At 71.8% G+C, this 18,896-nt stretch carries 17 protein-coding genes; 4 read left to right on the top strand and 13 right to left on the bottom strand.

Annotated features, from left to right (window positions below; all coding sequences use genetic code 11):
- Nucleotides 1–3 precede the first annotated feature (3 nt).
- The 3 genes from ACIRJT_RS28865 to ACIRJT_RS28855 form a co-directional block, all read right to left on the bottom strand.
- Entirely contained in the window at nt 4–1,746 is a 1,743-nt protein-coding gene (locus ACIRJT_RS28865; protein WP_403914635.1) for a pyruvate dehydrogenase, read from the bottom strand.
- Nucleotides 1,747–1,857: 111 nt separating this feature from the next.
- The gene (locus tag ACIRJT_RS28860; RefSeq protein ID WP_403914632.1) at nt 1,858–3,507 is read right to left on the bottom strand and encodes a protein phosphatase 2C domain-containing protein; all 1,650 of its coding nucleotides are present in this window, start codon (nt 3,505–3,507) and stop codon (nt 1,858–1,860) included.
- A gap of 198 nt (nt 3,508–3,705) precedes the next feature.
- Nucleotides 3,706–7,476 (bottom strand): S8 family peptidase, encoded by a 3,771-nt coding sequence (locus ACIRJT_RS28855; protein ID WP_403914629.1) that lies wholly within the window; start codon nt 7,474–7,476, stop codon nt 3,706–3,708.
- Nucleotides 7,477–7,685: 209 nt separating this feature from the next.
- Here ACIRJT_RS28855 and ACIRJT_RS28850 point away from each other — a divergent pair, with 209 nt between their 5' ends.
- Nucleotides 7,686–8,675 carry a helix-turn-helix domain-containing protein gene (locus ACIRJT_RS28850; protein WP_403914626.1) on the top strand — a complete coding sequence of 330 codons (990 nt, stop codon included), beginning with the start codon at nt 7,686–7,688 and terminating at the stop codon, nt 8,673–8,675.
- Between the two features lie 83 nt (nt 8,676–8,758).
- Nucleotides 8,759–9,241, top strand: a complete 483-nt coding sequence (locus ACIRJT_RS28845; RefSeq protein WP_403914623.1) for a DUF456 domain-containing protein — start codon at nt 8,759–8,761, stop codon at nt 9,239–9,241.
- Nucleotides 9,242–9,282: 41 nt separating this feature from the next.
- Here ACIRJT_RS28845 and ACIRJT_RS28840 read toward each other — a convergent pair whose 3' ends face one another.
- Nucleotides 9,283–10,656, bottom strand: coding sequence for a DNA-3-methyladenine glycosylase 2 family protein (locus ACIRJT_RS28840; RefSeq protein ID WP_403914620.1), 1,374 nt, complete (start codon nt 10,654–10,656; stop codon nt 9,283–9,285).
- A 72-nt stretch (nt 10,657–10,728) separates the two neighbouring features.
- Nucleotides 10,729–11,880 (bottom strand): ribosome small subunit-dependent GTPase A, encoded by a 1,152-nt coding sequence (gene rsgA / locus ACIRJT_RS28835; protein ID WP_403914618.1) that lies wholly within the window; start codon nt 11,878–11,880, stop codon nt 10,729–10,731.
- A gap of 361 nt (nt 11,881–12,241) precedes the next feature.
- Here rsgA and ACIRJT_RS28830 point away from each other — a divergent pair, with 361 nt between their 5' ends.
- A complete protein-coding gene (locus ACIRJT_RS28830; protein ID WP_403914615.1) occupies nt 12,242–12,742 on the top strand; it encodes a DUF5949 family protein in 501 nt (166 codons plus the stop codon).
- A gap of 183 nt (nt 12,743–12,925) precedes the next feature.
- On the opposite strand, the gene ACIRJT_RS28825 is transcribed toward ACIRJT_RS28830, so the two are convergent.
- The 6 genes from ACIRJT_RS28825 to ACIRJT_RS28800 form a co-directional block, all read right to left on the bottom strand.
- Nucleotides 12,926–13,333, bottom strand: a complete 408-nt coding sequence (locus ACIRJT_RS28825) for a rodlin (RefSeq protein WP_097934088.1) — start codon at nt 13,331–13,333, stop codon at nt 12,926–12,928.
- 118 nt (nt 13,334–13,451) lie between these two features.
- A complete protein-coding gene (locus ACIRJT_RS28820) occupies nt 13,452–13,685 on the bottom strand; it encodes a hypothetical protein (RefSeq protein ID WP_403914612.1) in 234 nt (77 codons plus the stop codon).
- Nucleotides 13,686–13,874: 189 nt separating this feature from the next.
- Nucleotides 13,875–14,285 carry a rodlin gene (locus ACIRJT_RS28815; RefSeq protein ID WP_007449038.1) on the bottom strand — a complete coding sequence of 137 codons (411 nt, stop codon included), beginning with the start codon at nt 14,283–14,285 and terminating at the stop codon, nt 13,875–13,877.
- Nucleotides 14,286–14,353: 68 nt separating this feature from the next.
- Nucleotides 14,354–14,644, bottom strand: a complete 291-nt coding sequence (locus ACIRJT_RS28810) for a hypothetical protein (RefSeq protein ID WP_403914608.1) — start codon at nt 14,642–14,644, stop codon at nt 14,354–14,356.
- A 254-nt stretch (nt 14,645–14,898) separates the two neighbouring features.
- Nucleotides 14,899–15,132 (bottom strand): chaplin, encoded by a 234-nt coding sequence (locus ACIRJT_RS28805; RefSeq protein ID WP_403914605.1) that lies wholly within the window; start codon nt 15,130–15,132, stop codon nt 14,899–14,901.
- Nucleotides 15,133–15,416: 284 nt separating this feature from the next.
- Nucleotides 15,417–15,818, bottom strand: coding sequence for a rodlin (locus tag ACIRJT_RS28800; protein ID WP_381967436.1), 402 nt, complete (start codon nt 15,816–15,818; stop codon nt 15,417–15,419).
- 542 nt (nt 15,819–16,360) lie between these two features.
- Here ACIRJT_RS28800 and ACIRJT_RS28795 point away from each other — a divergent pair.
- Nucleotides 16,361–17,044 (top strand): chaplin family protein, encoded by a 684-nt coding sequence (locus ACIRJT_RS28795; RefSeq protein WP_403914602.1) that lies wholly within the window; start codon nt 16,361–16,363, stop codon nt 17,042–17,044.
- 100 nt (nt 17,045–17,144) lie between these two features.
- Here ACIRJT_RS28795 and ACIRJT_RS28790 read toward each other — a convergent pair whose 3' ends face one another.
- Nucleotides 17,145–17,552 carry a hypothetical protein gene (locus tag ACIRJT_RS28790; RefSeq protein WP_403914600.1) on the bottom strand — a complete coding sequence of 136 codons (408 nt, stop codon included), beginning with the start codon at nt 17,550–17,552 and terminating at the stop codon, nt 17,145–17,147.
- Between the two features lie 15 nt (nt 17,553–17,567).
- Nucleotides 17,568–18,788: an acetyl-CoA C-acetyltransferase gene (locus ACIRJT_RS28785; protein WP_403914598.1), complete on the bottom strand. Its 1,221-nt coding sequence runs from the start codon at nt 18,786–18,788 to the stop codon at nt 17,568–17,570.
- Nucleotides 18,789–18,896 lie beyond the last annotated feature (108 nt).

Here is an 18,896-nt window from a genome sequence, read left to right as displayed (position 1 = left end):
CACCTAGGGCCGCGGCACGTTGCGGAGGTTGGAGCGGGCCATCTGGAGCATCCGGCCCACCCCGCCGTCGAGCACGATCTTGCTGGCGGAGAGCGCGAAGCCGGTGACCATGTCGGCGCTGATCTTCGGCGGGATGGAGAGCGCGTTCGGATCGGTGACCACGTCGATGAGCGCGGGGCCCTTGTGCTTGAAGGCGTCCTGGAGCGCGCCCTGCAACTGCTTGGGCTTCTCCACGCGTACGCCGTAGGCGCCGGCCGCGCGGGCGATGGCGGCGTAGTCGGTGTTCGCGTTGTTCGTCCCGTACGACGGCAGGCCCGCCACCAGCATCTCCAACTCGACCATGCCGAGAGAGGAGTTGTTGAACAGGACGACCTTCACCGGCAGGTCGTGCTGGACCAGGGTGAGGAAGTCGCCCATCAGCATGGAGAATCCGCCGTCGCCGGACATCGCGACGACCTGCCGGTTCAGGTCGGTGAACTGGGCGCCGATCGCCTGCGGCAGGGCGTTGGCCATCGAGCCGTGGCTGAACGAACCGATCACCCGCCGCTTGCCGTTGGGTGTCAGATAGCGGGCCGCCCACACGTTGTTCATGCCGGTGTCGACGGTGAACACGGCGTCCTCGTCGGCCATCTCGTCCAGCACGGAGGCGACGTACTCGGGGTGGATCGGAACGTGCTTGTCGACCTTGCGGGTGTAGGCCTTGACCACGCCCTCCAAGGCGTTCGCGTGCTTCTTCAGCATCCGGTCGAGGAACTTGCGGTCGGACTTGGGCTTCACCCGGGGCGTCAGGCAGCGCAGGGTCTCGCGCACATCGCCCCAGACCGCGAGGTCGAGCTTGGAGCGGCGGCCGAGGTGCTCGGGGCGCACATCGACCTGGACGATCTTCACGTCGTCCGGGAGGAAGGCGTTGTACGGAAAGTCCGTGCCGAGCAGGACGAGGAGGTCGCACTCGTTGGTCGCCTCGTACGCGGCGCCGTAACCGAGCAGCCCGCTCATCCCGACGTCGTAGGGATTGTCGTACTGGATCCACTCCTTGCCGCGCAGCGCGTGCCCGACCGGAGACTTGATCTTCTCGGCGAACTCCATGACCTCGGCGTGCGCCCCGGCCGTGCCGCTGCCGCAGAACAGCGTCACCCGTTTGGCCTCGTCCACCATGCGGCAGAGGTTGTCGATCTCGTCGTCGCCGGGCCGTACGGTCGGCCGTGCGGTGACGAGGGCGTGCTCGATGCTCTTCTCCGGGGCGGGCCTGGAGGCGATGTCGCCCGGCATCGAGACGACGCTGACGCCGCCGCGCCCGATGGCGTGCTGGATCGCCGTCTGGAGCAGCCTCGGCATCTGCTCCGGGTTGGAGATCATCTCGTTGTAGTGGCTGCACTCCTGGAACAGCAGCTCCGGATGGGTCTCCTGGAAGTAGCCGAGGCCGATCTCGCTGGAGGGGATGTGCGAGGCGAGGGCCAGGACCGGGGCCATCGAGCGGTGCGCGTCGTACAGGCCGTTGATCAGGTGCAGGTTGCCCGGACCGCAGGAGCCGGCGCAGGCCGCGAGCGCTCCGGTGACCTGCGCTTCCGCACCGGCCGCGAAGGCGGCGGTCTCCTCGTGGCGGACGTGGATCCAGTCGATGGCCGGGTTACGCCGGATGGCGTCCACCACGGGGTTCAGACTGTCGCCGACAACGCCGTACATGCGTTTGACGCCTGCCCTGGCGAGGATGTCGACGAACTGCTGCGCCACGCTCTGCTTGGCCATGGGTGCGCACCCTTCCTTGCCCGTGCTCCGTGCACTTCGGCTGTCCGGACTCCGGAGCACGAAACGCCGTTCCGCCCGGCTCCGGAGTCCATCAACCCACGGCGTGCCCGGTTACGCCTCCCAGACGGCGGCGCAGGTGCGGTCGTCGGCGTACCCCTTGATCCGGAGCTGGGTGTCGGCGAGGAAGGCGGGCAGTCCGGGCGGTCCGCCGCTCCCCCAGCGCTCGGCCAGCTCGCCGGGGAGCACGGCCTCGCCGCGCATCGGCTCGGCCAGTCCGTTGCTGCACAGCAGCAGGGTGTCGCCGGGCCGCGCCACGGAGGCCCGGAAACGGAACGGCTCGGCGGGCTGTCGGGCGGGGCCCTCGGCGTTCGGGGACGGTGGCGCGGCGATCTGGAGATCCATGGTCAGCCGGTCCCCGTCCGGGCCCTCCTCCTGCTCGTCGCCCGCCCGCCCGGTGCCGCCGCCCTCCGGGGCGAAGGGCTCCAGGTCCTGCCAGATTCCGTCGCGGAGGCGGAAGAGGCCGCCGCTGCCGACGCCGAAGAAGACCCGGGTGCGGCAGTCGGGGTCGGCGGACAGCAGGAGGCAGCGGAGGCTCGCGGTGTACGCGTCCGGTGCGACGCCGAGTTCGGCGGCGCGGGCGCGCAGCTTGCCGTACGTACGGTCGGTGAGCCGGTGCAGCCCGGCCTTCAGGTCGCCCCTGCGGCCCGCTCTTATGTCCTCGGAGAGCCGGATGTGGCTGCGGGCGACGGCCCCGCCGATCCAGCGGCAGGCGTCGGCCGCGGCGAGGTGGGCCGCTTCGCCGTCCCGTCGGCCGCCGGCCACGGCCACGAGGACGAGGGCGCTCTCGGCGGCCCCGAAGCGGGCGGTGAGCAGCCCGTCGCGCCGGGGTTCTCCGCGGAAGCGGGCGGAGTCGCCGCGTACGGAGGCTGCGCGCAGGGTGTACGTCCCGTACCGCGCGCCGTCCAGGACGGTGTCGGGGCCGAGACCGTCCAGATTCTCCGAAGTGGCGGAGGGCAGGGCGGCGGGCTCGGCGTCGTAGGTGGGCGGCCGGTCCCCGAGGTGCCCGACGGCCGGCCGGCCGCCGTCCGTGTCGGCCGCGGCGAGGTCCGGCAAAAGCACGTGCGGCGCGCTGGAGCCGGGCACGAGGTCGGGCTCGGACGCCTCCGGCACGCGCGGTGCGGCGAACGTCCGGGGGCCCGGCTGCCCTGCGGGTGCCTCCCAGGGAGCGGGAAAGACAGTGGTGCGGGGTACGACCGGCTCCGGCCCGGCGCGCACGGCCGATTCTGATTCCGGCACCGGATGCTGCTTCGGCACCGAACGCTGACCGGGCACGGCATCAGCAGCCCGCTCAGGCTGCCGGTCGCGCTTCGCATACGGGTCCCAGGCCGACCGGGGGTCGGGCATGAGCTCCGGAGCCGCTTCAGGATCCGGGGCGGGGTCCGGCAACGGCTCCCGTCGCGTCACCACGGACCGGCCCTGCCCGGGCGGCGGGTACGCATCCGCGTCCGGCTCCTCGTACCGGTCGGCGTACGGGTCCCCGTACGCGTCCTCGTACGGGTCCGGGACGGTCTCGCGCCCGGTGTCCCGATGGTCGCCCACCGTGCTCTCCACCGGGCTGCCCACCGTGTCCGACACGGAGTCGAAGCGGTCGTCGAGGCTGTCGGCCGCACGGCCGGGGCCGGTGTCCCGCGCGGTCCCGTCGTACAGCTTGCGCCACCAGTCGTCCTCGTGGGCGGCGGGCTTCTCCCCCTGCTGACTCATGCCCATATTGTCCACCGCCGAGGCGGCCCGAAAACGGGGCATCGGGAAAATGTGGCCCGTAAATGGGCCCGCCGGGCGGCCCCACCCCCCACGGGAAGGACGCCCGGCGGACCGGTCGGGGTGAGCGGCGTCCCGGTGATCGGCCGTTCGTAGGATCGGCCGATCACCGGTTCAGCGGCTCATGAGCTGCTCGCCGCTTCAGCGCACGACGTACGCGTCCTTGACGGTCTGGACCACGGAGTTGCCGTTCGCGTCGATCAGTTCCGTCCGCAGCGTGACGGACTTCCCGGTCGCGTCCGCGTGGTCGACGGTCGCGGTCCAGCGGCCCGCCTGCTGTGCGGTGGTGGCCGCGTGCCAGGTTCCGCCGCCGTCGTAGCTGAAGGAGACCTTCGCGCCGGTGAGTTCGCCCGGCGCGTATCCGGCGTGCCCGGTCACGCCGAGCCCGATCTTCTGGCCGTTCTTCGCGGGCACGGTCTTCATGCCGTCGGACGGCACGTCGTAGCGCGGGAAGAGCAGCGGGAGCCCCTGCGACGCCACGTCCGGCTTCCGCTCGGAACGGAACGCCCAGGTGGTCTCCGTCCGCGTGGACCGCTTCCAGACCGCCGCGGGCGCACCGATCTTCGTGGTCATCAGGGTCAGTTCGTACGCGGCGTCCTCGGCGGGCACCGCGAAGGCGCCGAACGGATAGCCACTGCTGCCGACGAGCTCGCCCTCGCGTTCGAGTCGCATTCCGCCGATGTCGCCGAACGATCCCTGCTGGCCGATGTGTTCGGAGTCGGTCATGAACGCCGGCGCGGCACCGATCATGTTGTCCTGGCGTTCACCCGCGAGCAGCTCCGCACCCGCCGCGTCACGCGGGGCACCGGGGACCAGCAGGCCCCGGTACCACTCCTCCTCGACGGTCCGACCGGCTTGGTACGTACGGGGGTTGCCGGTCATCTGCTCGCCCCAGGGAAAGCTGGAGGAGAGCGTCTTCTGCCAGACGGTGTCCCCCGTCGTGTAGAACTCGGTGCGCTTCCCGGGGGCCGCGACCACGGCGAGCGAGGATGCGCCGAAGGTGGCGCCGTAGGGCCGGGAGACCAGGAGGGTGTCGACGAAGTCGGCTGCCACGCCCATGGATTCATGGGTGGAGACGACCGAGCCGAGCTTCTTGTCGCGGACCTTGTAGGTGCGGTCGGAGGTGATCTGCCCCGTCTCCGGGAACGACAGGTTGTACACGAACGGGCTGACGGCCGTGGCGGTCCAGGAGAACTCCGCCTTCCCCTTGCCGAGCGCCGTCCTCAGCACGGCCGCCTCGTCCGCCCGCAGGCCGAGGACCGGAAGGGGCGCCGCCCCGTAGCCGACGGACGGCTTCCAGTCGCCTGCCGAGGGGCGGTGCACCAGAAGCGCGGTCGCTCCGGCGGCCTTCGCGGCCCGCGCCTGGGCCAGGACGGTCGCGGACTCGTCGCCCACTTCCACCAGGGCGATCCGGCCCTTCACTCCGGCGGCCTCCAGCTCCGCGGCGCTGCCCGCACCGGCGTCGACGACCTCGGCGCGGCCGGTGCCGTCGAGGTTGACCGCTCCCGTCGTGGCGGGTCGGGGGTGCAGGTCCGCTCCGCCGGCCAGGGAGAACTTCTTGACCTGCGGAGCGTAGGCGCGCCAGACGGAGGCGAACTCGAAGTCCCCGTCACGCGCCTTGCCCTGGACGTCGACCAGGTAGTCCTTGATCAGCCCGGTGCCGGCGATGGACCCCGAGTGCAGCCAGGTGTCGTCCCACGAGCGCCCGAACGCGAGGGTCGCACCGCGTGTCTCGGCGACCCGGTCCTCGGTCCGTACCTTCAGGCGGTGGGCCTTGCGGGCGTCGAGGACCAGCGTGGTGTCCTTGGTCACGTTCAGCTGAGGACGGGCCAGATAGCCCACGGATCCTACGAGTTGGCCGGTCGCGTCCGTGGTGTCGGGTGTGGCGATGAAGCTGGAGACGAAGTACGCGCCGGGGCGGACCCGGAAGGTCTGGTCGGTGGCGCCCTCGTTGAACCGACGTTCGCCGGAGGCGGTGTCGGTGCCGATGAGGTCGAGGGACGAGACGCCGTCGGCGGGCTTGCCGCTGCGGTCGACGAGCTTGACGCGCAGCGTGACGGTCTCCGGCGCCACGTACAGGGAGAACGGGGTGGAGACCTTCACTCCCCCGGCGCCTGTGGCGAGGACGCGCCCGGTGACGTCACCGTACTGGGCGGCGGTCAGCCGGGCGTCGGGCGCGAGGGCGAGCGGCACCTCGACGGTCGCCCCGGCGGGCACGGTGACGGACTTCCGGCCGAGCGAGGCGATCGTGGAGCGGACGGTCGAGCCGTCGTTGCCGGTGACGCCCGCGACCTTGAGCGAGAGGGTGACGGGCTTGCCGCTCGTGTTGGTGTAGGGCACGGCGACGGTGGTGCGGTCGCTCTTGTCCTGGGGCCAGTTGAAGGTGCCGCCCTGCACGGCCGGGGCGCCGAGCACGGGCGTACGGATCGCGCGGTCGACGTCGAGACGGCCGCCTCCGGTCTCGCGCACGTCGCCGGGGACGGCGCTGTGCGCCGAGGAGACGAGGGCTGCCTTGATCTGCTGCGCGGTCCAGTCGGGGTGACGCTGCCTCACCACGGCCGCCGCGCCCGCGACGTGCGGGGTCGCCATCGACGTACCGGACAGGGACCGGTAGGACTGTGAGCCCCGGCCGCCCGCGGCGGCGGCGGAGATGGCGACGCCGGGCGCGGCGATCTCCGGCTTGAGGGTGTGCGCGACGATCGCGGGGCCGCGGCTGGAGAAGTTCGCGGTGGAATCGTCGCGGTCGACCGCTCCGACGGTCAGCACGCCGGGTGCGCAGCCGGGCGAGGAGACGGTGTTCAGGGACGGGCCGAGGTTTCCGGCGGCGACCACGAACAGGGTGTCCTTGTTCTTGCCGAGTTCCTCGGCGGCCAGGCTCATCGGGTCGGTGCAGTCGGTGGGTTCGGCGCTGCCGAGGCTCATGGAGACGACGTCGGCCTTGCTGTCGACCGCCCACTGCATGCCCGCGATGATCCAGGAGGCCGCGCCGGAGCCGCTGTCGTTGAGGACCTTGCCGACCATCAGGTCGGCGCCGGGCGCGACGCCCTTGTTCTTTCCTCCGCCGGCCGCGCCGGAGCCGCCGACGGTGGAGGCCACATGGGTCCCGTGGCCCTGGCGGTCGTCGGTACTGGCGGCGTCGGTGAAGTTCTCCGAGGCGGTGATCCGTCCCTGGAGGTCCGGGTGTTCGGCATCCGCTCCGGTGTCCAGGACGGCGACCTTGGCACCGGTGCCGTCGTAGCCGGCGGCCCACGCGAGGTCGGCGCCGACCTGCTTCGTCGACTTGTCGAGACTGGCCTGAACCTTGCGGTCGAGCCAGAGCTTCTTGAGCCCGGCCCCCGAACGGGAACGGGGCGCGGTGAGATCGGCCCAGAACTCGCCGGCCCGCTTCTTGTCGGCCTTCAGCGCGAGTCCGTCGATGACGTCGAGGGCCGCTCCGCGCTCGGCCCCGCGCGGGGTGAGCGGGGCGCGGCGGGCGGTGTCGCCGGTGTAGGTGGCGATCAGCGGGACAGCGTCGGCGCGGCTGTCGTCGTAACCCTGGCGGATGAGCCCGGTGACGTTGAACAGCTCCTCGTCCACGGTGCCCGCGGCGAGCGCGGGCACGGCGGACTCGGGGTAGACGTACAGGTCCGGGCCGGACTGCCGGGTCTGCACGAGGGGGACGCTGCCGTCCTCGCGGGGCAGGGCGGTGGCGGCGGACGCACCCGAGGCGTCCTTGGTCACCAGCACCGTGTCACCGGTGACGAGCGTCACGGTGACGGGCTTCGGGTCCGTGGCGGCGGTGGCCGCGCTCCCGGTGATCGGTCTGTTCGGATCCCGCTCGTCCGGTGGCGCGGCCACCGACGGCGCGATCACCGTGACGGCGAGCACGGCGGCGGTCGCCGCTCCGAGTGCCGTACGCGATATCGGGCGCATCGCTCTCTCCAGTTCAATCCAGTACGAAGCAGCCCAAGAGGCCGCATCCCGGAGGTTGTTGGTGCTGCGGTGGCGCCACAGTGGCAGAGGGGCCGGGGGTACAGGGGATGATGTGGGCGGCGGGTTTACGCCGTGGCCTCTTCCCGCCACCCGGGACCCGTCGCAGGGGCGCCTCGATGCGCGATCACCACACCCGGGGAGGTCGGAGAATGCTGGGGGCCATAGGTCTCGACGAGAGACAGGAAACCGCGTACCGCGCGCTCGTCACGGCGGGAGCCGCGGAGCTCGCCGATCTCGCGCACCGGCTGGCGCTGCCCGAGGCGGACACCGAACGGGTGCTGCGGCGGCTGGAGCAGCAGGGCTTGGCCGCACAGTCCTCGGCCCGGCCGGGCCGCTGGGTGGCGGCGCCGCCCGGCGTGGCGCTCGGCGCGCTGCTGCTCCAGCAGCGGCACGAGCTGGAGCAGGCGGAGCTGGCGTCCGCGCTGCTCGCCGAGGAGTACCGGGCCGAGGCGAGCGAACCGGCGGTGCACGACCTGGTGGAGGTGGTGACGGGGGCGAGCGCCGTCGCCCAGCGCTTCCACCAGTTGCAGCTGGGAGCGGTGTCGGAGGTGTGCGCCCTGGTGACGGGCAAGCCGATCGCGGTGACCGGGATGGAGAACGAGTCGGAGGAGCGGGCGACCTCGCGCGGGGTGAGCTACCGGGTGGTGGTCGAGCGCGAGGTGCTGTCGACGCCGTTCGGGATCCTGGAGCTGTCGGCGGCGCTGGGCCGGGACGAGCAGTGCCGGGTGGTGGACCGGGTGCCGACGAAGCTGGTGGTGGCCGACGGGAGCCTCGCGATGGTCCCGCTGACCGGGCGGGGCGCGGAGCCCGCCGCTCTGGTCGTGCACGCCAGCGGTCTGCTGGAGTCGCTGATGGGCCTCTTCGAGGCGGTGTGGCGGGATGCGATGCCGCTGCGGCTGGGCGAGGGCGGCGGGGTGCGCGAGGACGGGGTCGGGCCCGATCCGACGGACCTGGAGATCCTGTCGCTGCTGCTGGCGGGGCTGACGGACGCCAGCGTGGCCAAGCAGCTGGATCTGGGGCTGCGGACCGTGCAGCGCCGCGTCAAGGGCCTGATGGAGCTGACCGGGGTCTCGACGCGGCTCCAGCTGGGCTGGCACGCGTACGAGCGTGGCTGGGTGGCCCGTACCGAATCGGCCTGAGGCGGCGTCGGCGCAGGTCGACGCGGGTGGGCGGGGAGGTGCGCTGACGGGCGGGGCGGGGCACTCTCCGGCAGGCTGGTCAGATGAGTGTGTGGCAGCTCGTCGCCGTGGGCCTGGTCATGCTGCTGGGCCTGGTCGGGGTGCTGGTGCCGGGGGTACCGGGCCAGGCGATCGTCTGGGCGGCGGTGCTGTGGTGGGCGCTGACGGACATGACGTCGGCCGCCTGGGGCGTCCTGATCGGCGCGACGGTGCTGATGCTGCTGAACCAGGCCCTCAAACCGCTGCTGCCGCCTCGCCGCCCGGGTGAGTCCGGGGCGCCTCGCCGAACCTTGCTGATCGGCGGGGTCGCGGGGATCGTGGGCTTCTTCGTCCTGCCCGTGGTCGGCGGAATCCTCGGGTACGTGGGGGCCCTCTTCGGCGCGGAGCGACTACGGCTGGGGAGCCGGGGAGCGGGCTGGGCGTCGGTGCGCTCGGTCATGCGGGCGACGGGCTACGCGGTGCTGGTGGAGCTGTTCTGCTGCCTGCTGGTGGCGGGCGCCTGGCTGGGCGCGGTGCTCTGGGGCTGACGCGTCGATCCGGCCCGACCGGAGCCCCTCGGCGGCCGGGGTCAGCCCATGACGGCCGCCCCCGCCATCTCCAGATGACGCACGGCGTACGAGCGCCAGGGTCGCCACCGCTCCGCGCCCGGCGTTCCGTACGGGTCGATGTCGGGGTCGCCGAGCGCCCGCATCCGGATCAGGGCGGCGGTGCGCCGGCCGATCCCGGGCAGCGTCAGCAGCGTCCGTTCCGCCTCGTCGCGGTCGGCCCCGGCGTCCAGTCGCAGCCCGCCGTCGGCGAGCGCGGCGGCCAGCGCCGCGAGGGCCGGGTCCTCGGCGGAACCGGCGAGCACGTCCGGCTCCGGGAACACATGGGTGAGCCCGCCGCACGGCACGTCCAGCGCCTTTCCGTACCGCTCGACCAGCTCCCCGGCGGCCTCGCGCCCCACCAGGGTCCGCACCGCCGCCTCCTCCGGGTCGGCCGCGCCCGGCGAGCGCAGCCCGGGGCGGGCGGCGACCAGCGGGGCGAGCCGGGGGTCGGCGGCCAGCGCCTCGTCCACGGCGTACGGGTCGGCGTCCAGGTCGAACAGGCGGCGCACCCGCTGGACGGCGGTGGTCAGGTCGCGGAGGTCGGTGAGCTGGATCCGGGCCTCCAGCCAGGGGCCGCCGGGCGTGGCCTCGTCGACCGCGACGAGGCCGGCCCCGTACGGCAGTCGCAGGGTGCGCCGGTAGGTGCGGCGGCCGGGCGGGCCCGCCATCTCCTCGACCCAGGCGACCGCTCCCGCGGCCAGCAGGTCGAACAGGGCGGCGGTGGCGTACGAGCCCCGGTGGGCGAGCCGCAGCGGGATCCCGGCCCGGGTCCCCTCGCGGCGTCCGCCGCCGAGCCCCGTACCGGCCTCGGCGCGCAGGGCGCTGGGCGTGCGGGCGTAGATCCGCCGGATGGTGTCGTTGAACTGCCGGACGCTGGCGAACCCCGCGGCGAAGGCGATCTCGGTGACCGGCAGCCCGGTGGTCTGGAGGAGTACCCGGGCGGTGTGGGAGCGCTGGGCACGGGCGAGCGCGACGGGTCCCGCGCCCAGCTCGGCGTTGAGCTGGCGCTGGACCTGCCGGGCGCTGTAGCCGAGCCGCCCGGCGAGTCCGGGGACGCCCTCGCGGTCCACGACGCCGTCGCCGATCAGGCGCATGGCCCGGCCGACGACGTCCGCGCGGACGTTCCAGTCGGCGGAGCCGGGCACGGCGTCCGGCCGGCAGCGGCGGCAGGCCCGGAAGCCGCCGGCCTGGGCCGCCGCCGCGGTCGGGTAGAAGCGCACGTTGGCGCGTTTGGGCGTGACGGCGGGGCAGCTCGGCCGGCAGTAGATGCCGGTGGTCACGACGGCGAAGAAGAACGCGCCGTCGAACCGCGCGTCGCGGCTGCTGACCGCCTCGTACCTGGTCCGTTCGTCCATCACACCGTCCAGTGTGCGGCAGCCGGGGCTGCCGCACTCGCGGTTTTCGGACGTCGAACCGGTCGTCCCGGGCTACCGCAGCCGGCCGCGCTTGGCCTGTACGGCCGCACGCCCCTCCGCGCCCTTGCGCTTCCAGTCCCGCAGGATCTCGGAGCGCACCCGGGCGTCGGTCTTGGCGACGATCCGCTGGTTCTCGCGGATCAGCTTGCGGTAGCTGTCGAGCCGCCGCTCGGGCAGGACACCGTCCGCCAGCGCGCCGAGGACGGCGCACCCCGGTTCGGCCTCGTGGGCGCAGTCGTGGAACCGGCACCGGGCGGCCAGCTCCTCGATCTCGGAGAACACCTCGCCGACCCCGGTCCCCGCGTCGTACAGGCCCACTCCGCGGAGTCCGGGGGTGTCGATGAGGACGCCCCCGTGCGGCAGGACGAGCAGATTGCGGGTCGTCGTGGTGTGCCGGCCCTTGCCGTCGACGTCCCGGGCGGCCTGTACGTCCATGACGTCCCTCCCGAGCAGGGTGTTGGCCAGAGTGGACTTGCCCGCGCCGGAGATGCCGAGGAGCACGCTCGTACCACCGGAGACGACGGCGCCGAAGACGTCGAGCCCCTCGCCCGTGGTGGAGCTGACGGGCAGCACCTGGACGCCGGGCGCGATCGCCTCGACGTCCCCGACGAGGTGGGACAGCGTGACCGCGTCGGGCACCAGGTCCGCCTTGGTGAGCAGCACGATCGGTTCGGGGCTGTGGCCCGCGCCCCGGCCGTCACCGAGCAGGGCGGCGCCGCTGGAGCTGGACAGGGCGAGCGCGAGGAAGCGCTCCAGTCGGCCGAGGTCCAGCTCCACGGCGAGCGAGACGCAGATGGCGATGTGGTCGATGTTGGTGGCGAGCACCTGCCCCTCGGACCGCTGGGAGGAGGTGGAGCGGACGAAAGCGGTGCGGCGGGGCAGCAGCGTACGGACGAAGCGCGGATCGCCGTCGGCGTCCAGCGCCACCCAGTCGCCGGTGCAGACGATCCGCATCGGGTCACGGGGCACGACGAACGCGGTGTCGGCGCGGACGGGACCATCGGCGGTGACCACGTCGCACTGACCGCGGTCCACCCGCACGACGCGTCCCGGCACGAGCCCCTGCTCGGCGTACGGGGAGAACGCGGCCGCCCAGTCCTCGTCCCAGCCGTACGGAGTCAGCGGGTGCGAGAGGGAAGGAGCGGTGAGGAACGAGAAAGACAAGGGAAACCCTTCACAGGGTGGCCCCGGCACGCGCGCTCGGCGCGGGAATGAGGGAAGTCGGTCAGCCGGTGGCCACGGGGATGAGGACGATGCTCTTCCGGTTGTGGGCAGTGCCCATCGCAACGACAGTCATCAATGTCCTCACCTCCTGGTTCTTTCCGTTTCCGTGCCGAGGCGTCATGGCGACGCCCGGAACAGTGGCCAGACTAGCCGGGCCCCCGGGAGCGGCGTCAACAGCTTTTCCGCGCACCTCCGATGGAGACGGCCGGACCGGGGCGTTCGCCGGAGTTGGTCGCACTTCTCCCCCGATCGGGTGATACGCATGCATAGAGCCTGGTCCGGGGCCGTTAGGGTGCCGAGCATGACCACACCCCAGGCCTCCACCGGCACGTTCACCCAGGCCCAGTTGGGCACGCAGATCCTGATCGGCTGGAGCGGCCGGCAGCCCGACGCCGACCAGGACACCGCCTTCCTCCTCGCCTACTCGCTGGGCGACGGGCAGGACGGTCCGGAGGTCGGCCGCGAGGCCATGCGCGCCGCACTGGAGCGCGCGGGCCTCCACGTCGGCGGCCCGATCCAGGACGCGGGCGAGACCCCGAACATCCAGGCGAAGCTCCTCGTCCAGGCGGGGCGGGCCGTCCTGACACTGCCTCACCTCACGGCGCAGTACCCCGCCCCCGCGGAGTGGCTGGCCGCCGCGCACGCCCAGGGCCAGGTGTACGGGATGTTCGCCACCAGTCCGTGGCCGGACGCCGTTCCCGGGCAGCCGGTCAGCGAGGACCGGCTGCGGGCCTTCGCCACCGACGTGGAAGTCGTCCGCACCGCCGCCCACTGCCTGCTCCCGGTCCGTTCCCTGGGCTGAGGAGCCGCTCCGCCCGCCGCTCCGGACGTACGACGAGGCCCACCACCCCCGTGGAGTGGTGGGCCTCACCCGTGCGGCGTGCGACTCGCGGCGCGCGACGGGGCCGTTGTCGCGAAACGAGGACGGGCGGCCCGGAGTGTGATCTCCGGACCGCCCGCTCTCAACACGTCAGGCTGTGCTGCGTCAGTTGTTGCCGACGCCGTTGCCCGAGAGGACCGGGATGTCGTCCAGGATGTGCGACAGCGGCTCGTCGCCCTTGGCCTGGGTGGAGTTGTCGGCGCACTGCTGGTTCTGCGGGTTGGACAGGACGTTGACGTCCTGGACCGCGATCGGCACGAGGCCGATGAGCGAACCGACGTTGGCCTTGAGGGGCAGGCCGACGCAGAGCTTGTTCAGGGTGCCCTGGACGAGCTGGTTCTGCGGGCTCCAGTTGCCCTCCGTCTCGGCGTTGCCGATCTCCGACTCGGCACCGTTGCCGTTGACCGTGGTGGTGCCACCGTCGTTGCCGATCGCCATGGCCGTGGGAGCCGCGACTGCGGACAGACCGAGCAGGGACACGGCCACTGCAGCGCCGGCCATCATCTTCTTCATCAACTTCACCTTTCGGAGCGTCCCGTTGTGGAACGTCCTGATCAACTGCCACCACCCCCGATCGGTTGCGCACCACCACTCAAATGGGTTCGTTCCGGCGCAAGGTCGACGCCACTCCTCAGCCCTCGGGGCCTCGCCCTCCGGCGGACTCGAGCCCGGGCCCCTCGCCCGAGGAGCGCGCCGACGGCACGAAACCGCCGCGCCGAGGGGCCTGTTCCCGGGGCGGCTCCGAGTAGGGGTGGCCGTGTCCGGCCGCCTGCCACTCGGCGACGAGCCGGTCGTAGATCGGTGTGTCGCCCGACGCGGCCCACCGCTCCGGGCCCTGTGGGGTCTGACTGTCGTACGGATCCATACAGAGGCCCTACCCGGCCCGGCACGGATCGTCAGCCGGGGCTACGGCATCCGGCCCAACCGGACAACCCGGCCGGAGGCGGGCGCCGCGACACGACGAAGGGCCAGTCCGTCCGGTCCGGCGAAGACGATCGCCGTACGGATGGACTGGCCCCACGCGGGTCGGCCGGAGCGGACCGGAGCTAGCTGGTCAGTTGTTGCCCGCGCCGTTACCGGAGAGGATCGGGATGTCGTTCAGCAGGTGCGACAGGGCCTCGTCACCCTTGGCCTGGGTGGAGTTCTCGGTGCACTGCTGGTTCTGCGGGGAGGACAGCACGTTGATGTCCTGGAGCGAGATCGGCACGACGCCGATGAGGGAGCCGAGGTTCGCCTTGGCCGGGAGGGCGATGCAGGGCTTGTTCAGCGAGCCCTGGATGAGCGCGAACTGCGGGCTCCAGTCACCGTGGGTCTCGGAGTTGCCGTAGGCCTGCGAGGCGCCGTTGCCGTTGACCGTGGTGGTGCCGCCGTCGTTGGCGATGGCCATGGCGGACGGGGCGGCAGCGGCGGAGATGCCGACGACCGAGGCGGCGACGGCAGCCGAGGCCATGATCTTCTTGAACATGAAAGAGCCCTTCTGGGGAGTGGTGCGGATCGGTGAGAGAAGCAGGTGGAACGGTCGTGCAGCGACGATCAGCCGCCGAGGGGAACTCCACCGAGCAGCGGAGCGGCGCCCTCGGCCACACCGGTTGCCTGGCCCGCCAGCTTGCCGACCGTGCCGTCCTTCGAGACCGTCTCGGCGGTCTCGGCGACCGTGCCCACCAGCGGGTCCACGACCTGCGGGGCACTGGCCATCACCTGGTTGAGGCCACTGTCGAGGCTGAAGTTGGGGGCCGTGGGCGTAGTAGCGGCGAAGGCGGGAGCGGCCGCTCCGAGGGCAGCCACGGAACCGGCAACGAGGGCGGCGGTCTTCGCGTACTTCACTTTTCTGGTTCCCTTCTGCGCGGCATCTGTTTCGGTCACGTTCCCGTGCCGCACACAAGCTTTCTTTACCTGTGACTTCTGCCGCTTTCCCTCTGATCAACGATCCGGTCGCTTTCGGGAAACTGCGGGGCGGTGATTTTCTCCGGCGCCTTCCGTGATTCCGGCCTTCGGAGCCTGGCCGCGAAAAGGCCCCGGACGGCTTCCGCCGTCCGGGGCCCACCGGTTACGGGCGCGCGGCCCGGCCGGTCAGAGGGTCACTTGTTGATGCAGGTGTTGCCGAACGCCGGGTTCAGCGCACCGATCACGTTGACGGTGTTGCCGCAGACGTTGATCGGAATGTGGATCGGGGCCTGGATGATGTTGCCGGACAGCACGCCCGGGGAGTGCGCGGCAATGGCCTCGGCACCCGAGTCGGCCATGGCCGGCGCCGCGGCACCCATCGCCATGAGCGTACCGGCGGCGACTGCGGCAACCTTGGTGAACTTCACTTTTCGTCCCTTTCCTGGGTGGAGTCCGATGCGGTCACGCATTTCGTGCCCGCCCGAGCCCCATCCTGATCGCTCGCGACTTCAGCGCTGTCCCACGTAACGATGAACGCCCGGGACGGGAACTGTTCGACGGGCGGATTCCCGTATATCCGCCCGAATGCCGCAATGCCTGTGGGCCGCGGCGAAGACCAACACCCCGCGCCCGCGCCCCGGGGACGGCGACGGGCCCGAGCCGTTCGGTGGAGGAACGCCGAGGGCTCGGGCCCGAAGTAGGGCGGCGCGGATCAGTTGTTGCCGGCGCCGTTGCCGGAGAGGATCGGGATGTCCTCCAGGATGTGCGACAGGGCCTCGTCACCCTTGGCCTGGGTGGAGTTCTCGGTGCACTGCTGGTTCTGCGGGGAGGACAGGACGTTGATGTCCTGCACCGCGATCGGCACGAGGCCGATGAGGGAGCCGAGGTTCGCCTTGGCCGGGAGGGCGATGCAGGGCTTGTTCAGCGATCCCTGGATGAGCGCGAACTGCGGGCTCCAGTCACCGTGGGTCTCGGAGTTGCCGTACGACTGCGAAGCACCGTTGCCGTTGACCGAGGTGGTGCCGCCGTCGTTGGCGATGGCCATGGCCTGCGTCGCGCCGAGACCGAGGATGGAGGCGGCGACAGCGCCCGTAGCCAGAACCTTCTTGATCACGATTAACCCTTCTCGTACTGGTCGCCCCGTGGCGGAGCCCCCTGGTCAACTCGCAGCCGGGCGTTAGGTTCCGCCCATTCACCCGAATGCCTGACATGGGGGTTGTCCCCATCTCCGTTCGTACGACCGCCCGTTCGTGAAGGAATAGCGCACGACACTCCAGCATCCGTCATCCGAACGGGTGGACGAGCACAGAAGGTTCCGCGACCCCGTCCCTTACCCGAGAGAACACGCGTCTCTCGTCAACACCATGGACAGGCACAGCAGTTGAGGGCGAATCGTTTTTCTTTCTCTGCGAACCGGGATGCGCGGACGCCGACGAGACTACCCGTTCGAGTGATTACACAATTTCCACCCACCTCCGAGTTTCCCGCATGAGTCTGAGTCGTTATGGCAGTCGTCCAGCGCGCACGTTTCCACCACTTTCACCATGGCTTCGCCGCAGGATCCGGCTCTGCCGCGACTCCGCTCGACGGCTGCTCGTCCCCGCGCGCGAAGCACCCACGCGAAGTCCTCGCGAATGTCCTAAGGAAGGGCAAGTAATGCGACAGGTCTTGAACAGAAGCATCATCGTCATGGCGGCCGCATCAGGTCTGCTGGCGGCGGTCGGCGGCACCGCGCACGCCGACGCGTCGGCCGAGGGCGCGGCCGTCGGTTCGCCGGGGGTCGGTTCGGGCAATGCGGTGCAGGTGCCGGTGCACGTCCCGGTCAATGTGTGCGGCAACACCGTCAATGTGATCGCCCTGCTGAACCCGGCCTTCGGCAACAAGTGCGTGAACGCCGACGGCCCGAAGCACGGCCACCCGCCGGTGGACAAGCCCCCGGTGGACAAGCCCCCGGTGGACAAGCCGCCGGTGGACGAGCCGCCCGTGGACGAGCCGCCGGTCGACGAACCGCCCGTGGACGAGCCGCCCGTGGACGAGCCGCCGGTCGACGAACCGCCCGTGGACGAGCCGCCCGTGGACGAGCCGCCGGTCGACGAACCGCCGGTCGACCAGCCGCCCGTCGACCAGCCGCCCGTCGACGAGCCCCCAACCGACACGCCCGGTACCGACACGCCCGGCTCGGACACGCCCGGGTCCGGTGCGCCCGGGTCCAACGCCCCGGACGCGCGCCTGGCCGACACCGGTGCCGCCGCCGATCTGGGTCTGGCCGCCGGCGCGAGCGCCGCGCTGCTGCTCGGCGGTGCGGTGCTGATGCGCCGCACGCGTGGCGCGCGGGACTGATAGAGCTCCTGCGGAAGAGCGAGGTCCGGCCGGACAGCGGGGACTGTCCGGCCGGACCTTCTGCATGTGCGCCCGCGGCTGTCACGCCGACGGATGCGGGCTACGGACGCAGGCTCCAGAGAATGTCGCGCGACCCGACCGGATCGGGACCCGGGGCGCTGTCCCCCGGTCGCCGTTCGGCGGTGATCCTCGCGCACTGCACATAGCCTCCACCTGATCGGGAAGCCAGGCGGACGATGACGAAGGATTCTCGCCACTTCTCGTCCACGCCGGAACCGGCGAAGACGTCCCTGAACTCCTCCTCGTCCACGGAATGCAGCTTCAACGCCTCGTACCGCATGGTGAGCCGCATGGCGGCGACTCCTTCGAAAAGGAGGTCCACCTCGTCGCACGGGGACTCGTCCGAAGCGGATCGGAGCAGAAGCTGCGAGTGCCCGATCCCGTATTTCCACACCCGGAACGTGAGGTCGGATTCGAAGATCACGGAAGCCGGATCGTTGCTGTTCACATGGATTCCTGTTCTTCAGTCCGCGATGCGTTCGAAGACCGCGGCAAGGCCCTGGCCGCCGCCGACGCACATCGTCTCCAGGCCGTACCGGCCCTCGCGGCGGTGGAGTTCGCGGGTGAGGGTGGCGAGGATGCGGGCTCCGGTGGCGCCGACCGGGTGGCCCAGTGAGATGCCCGAGCCGTTGACGTTGATCCGCTCGACGTGGTCCTTCTCGCCGAGGCCCAGCTCCCGGGTGCAGGCTAGCACCTGGGCGGCGAAGGCCTCGTTCAGCTCGATCAGGTCGAGGTCGGCGAGGGTGAGGCCCGCCCGGTCGAGCGCGGTGCGGGTGGCGGCGACCGGGGCGATGCCCATCGTGGCGGCGGGAACTCCGGCTCGGGCGCAGGAGACGAGGCGGACCAGTGGGGTGAGGCCGAGCCGTTCGGCGGTGCCGGCGCTGGTGACCAGGCAGGCGGCGGCCGCGTCGTTCTGGCCGCTGGCGTTGCCCGCGGTGACGGTGGCGTCCGGGTCGGACTTCGCCATCACCGGCCGGAGGGAGGCGAGTTGTTCGGCGGTGGTGTCGGGGCGGGGGTGTTCGTCGGCGGTGACGGTCGTCTCGCCCTTGCGGGTGCGCACGGTGACGGGGACGGTCTCCGCGTCGTAGCGGCCCTCGGCCGCGGCGCGGGCGGCGCGCCGCTGGGACCGCAGGGCCAGGGCGTCCTGGTCGGCTCGGCTGATCCCGTGCTCCCGGCGCAGGTTCTCCGCCGTCTCGATCATGCCGCCGGGGACCGGGTGGTTGACGCCTCCGGCGGTGACGCGCCCCCGGGCGAGTGCGTCGTGGAGCTGGAGGCCTGGGCCCTTGATGCCCCAGCGCCCGTCGTGGGTGTAGTAGGGGGCGGCGCTCATCACGTCGACACCGCCCGCGATCACCACATCGCTGAATCCGGTCCGGATCTGCATCGCCGCGTCCAGCACCGCCTGGAGCCCGGAGCCGCAGCGGCGGTCGATCTGGGAGCCGGTGACCGTGGTGGGCAGTCCGGCGTCCAGGGCGGCGACCCGGCCGATGGCGGGGGCCTCGCTGGTGGGGTAGGCGTGGCCGAGGATCACCTCGTCGACCCGGGCCGGGTCGATGCCGGTGCGGGCGACGATCTCCGCGATGACGTGAGCGGCCAGCGCGGCCGGGGTCTGCTGGGCGAAGGCCCCGCCGAAACGGCCGATGGGGGTGCGCAGGGGTTCGCAGATGACGACGTCGATCGGCACGGCGGAGCCTTCCTTCAGGGCGACCGGGCGACGGGCGGTCGCGGGTGGTGGGTGGTGGGGTGACCTTCGCATCCGGTGACTGAGCGGGTCCAATACCGGATGTGCCCG

This window comes from Streptomyces sp. NPDC102283 (assembly GCF_044766265.1).
Taxonomy (GTDB): Bacteria; Actinomycetota; Actinomycetes; order Streptomycetales; family Streptomycetaceae; genus Streptomyces.
The sequence above is the reverse complement of the archived record's forward strand: the minus strand, read 5'-3'. Positions and strand labels throughout refer to the sequence as shown.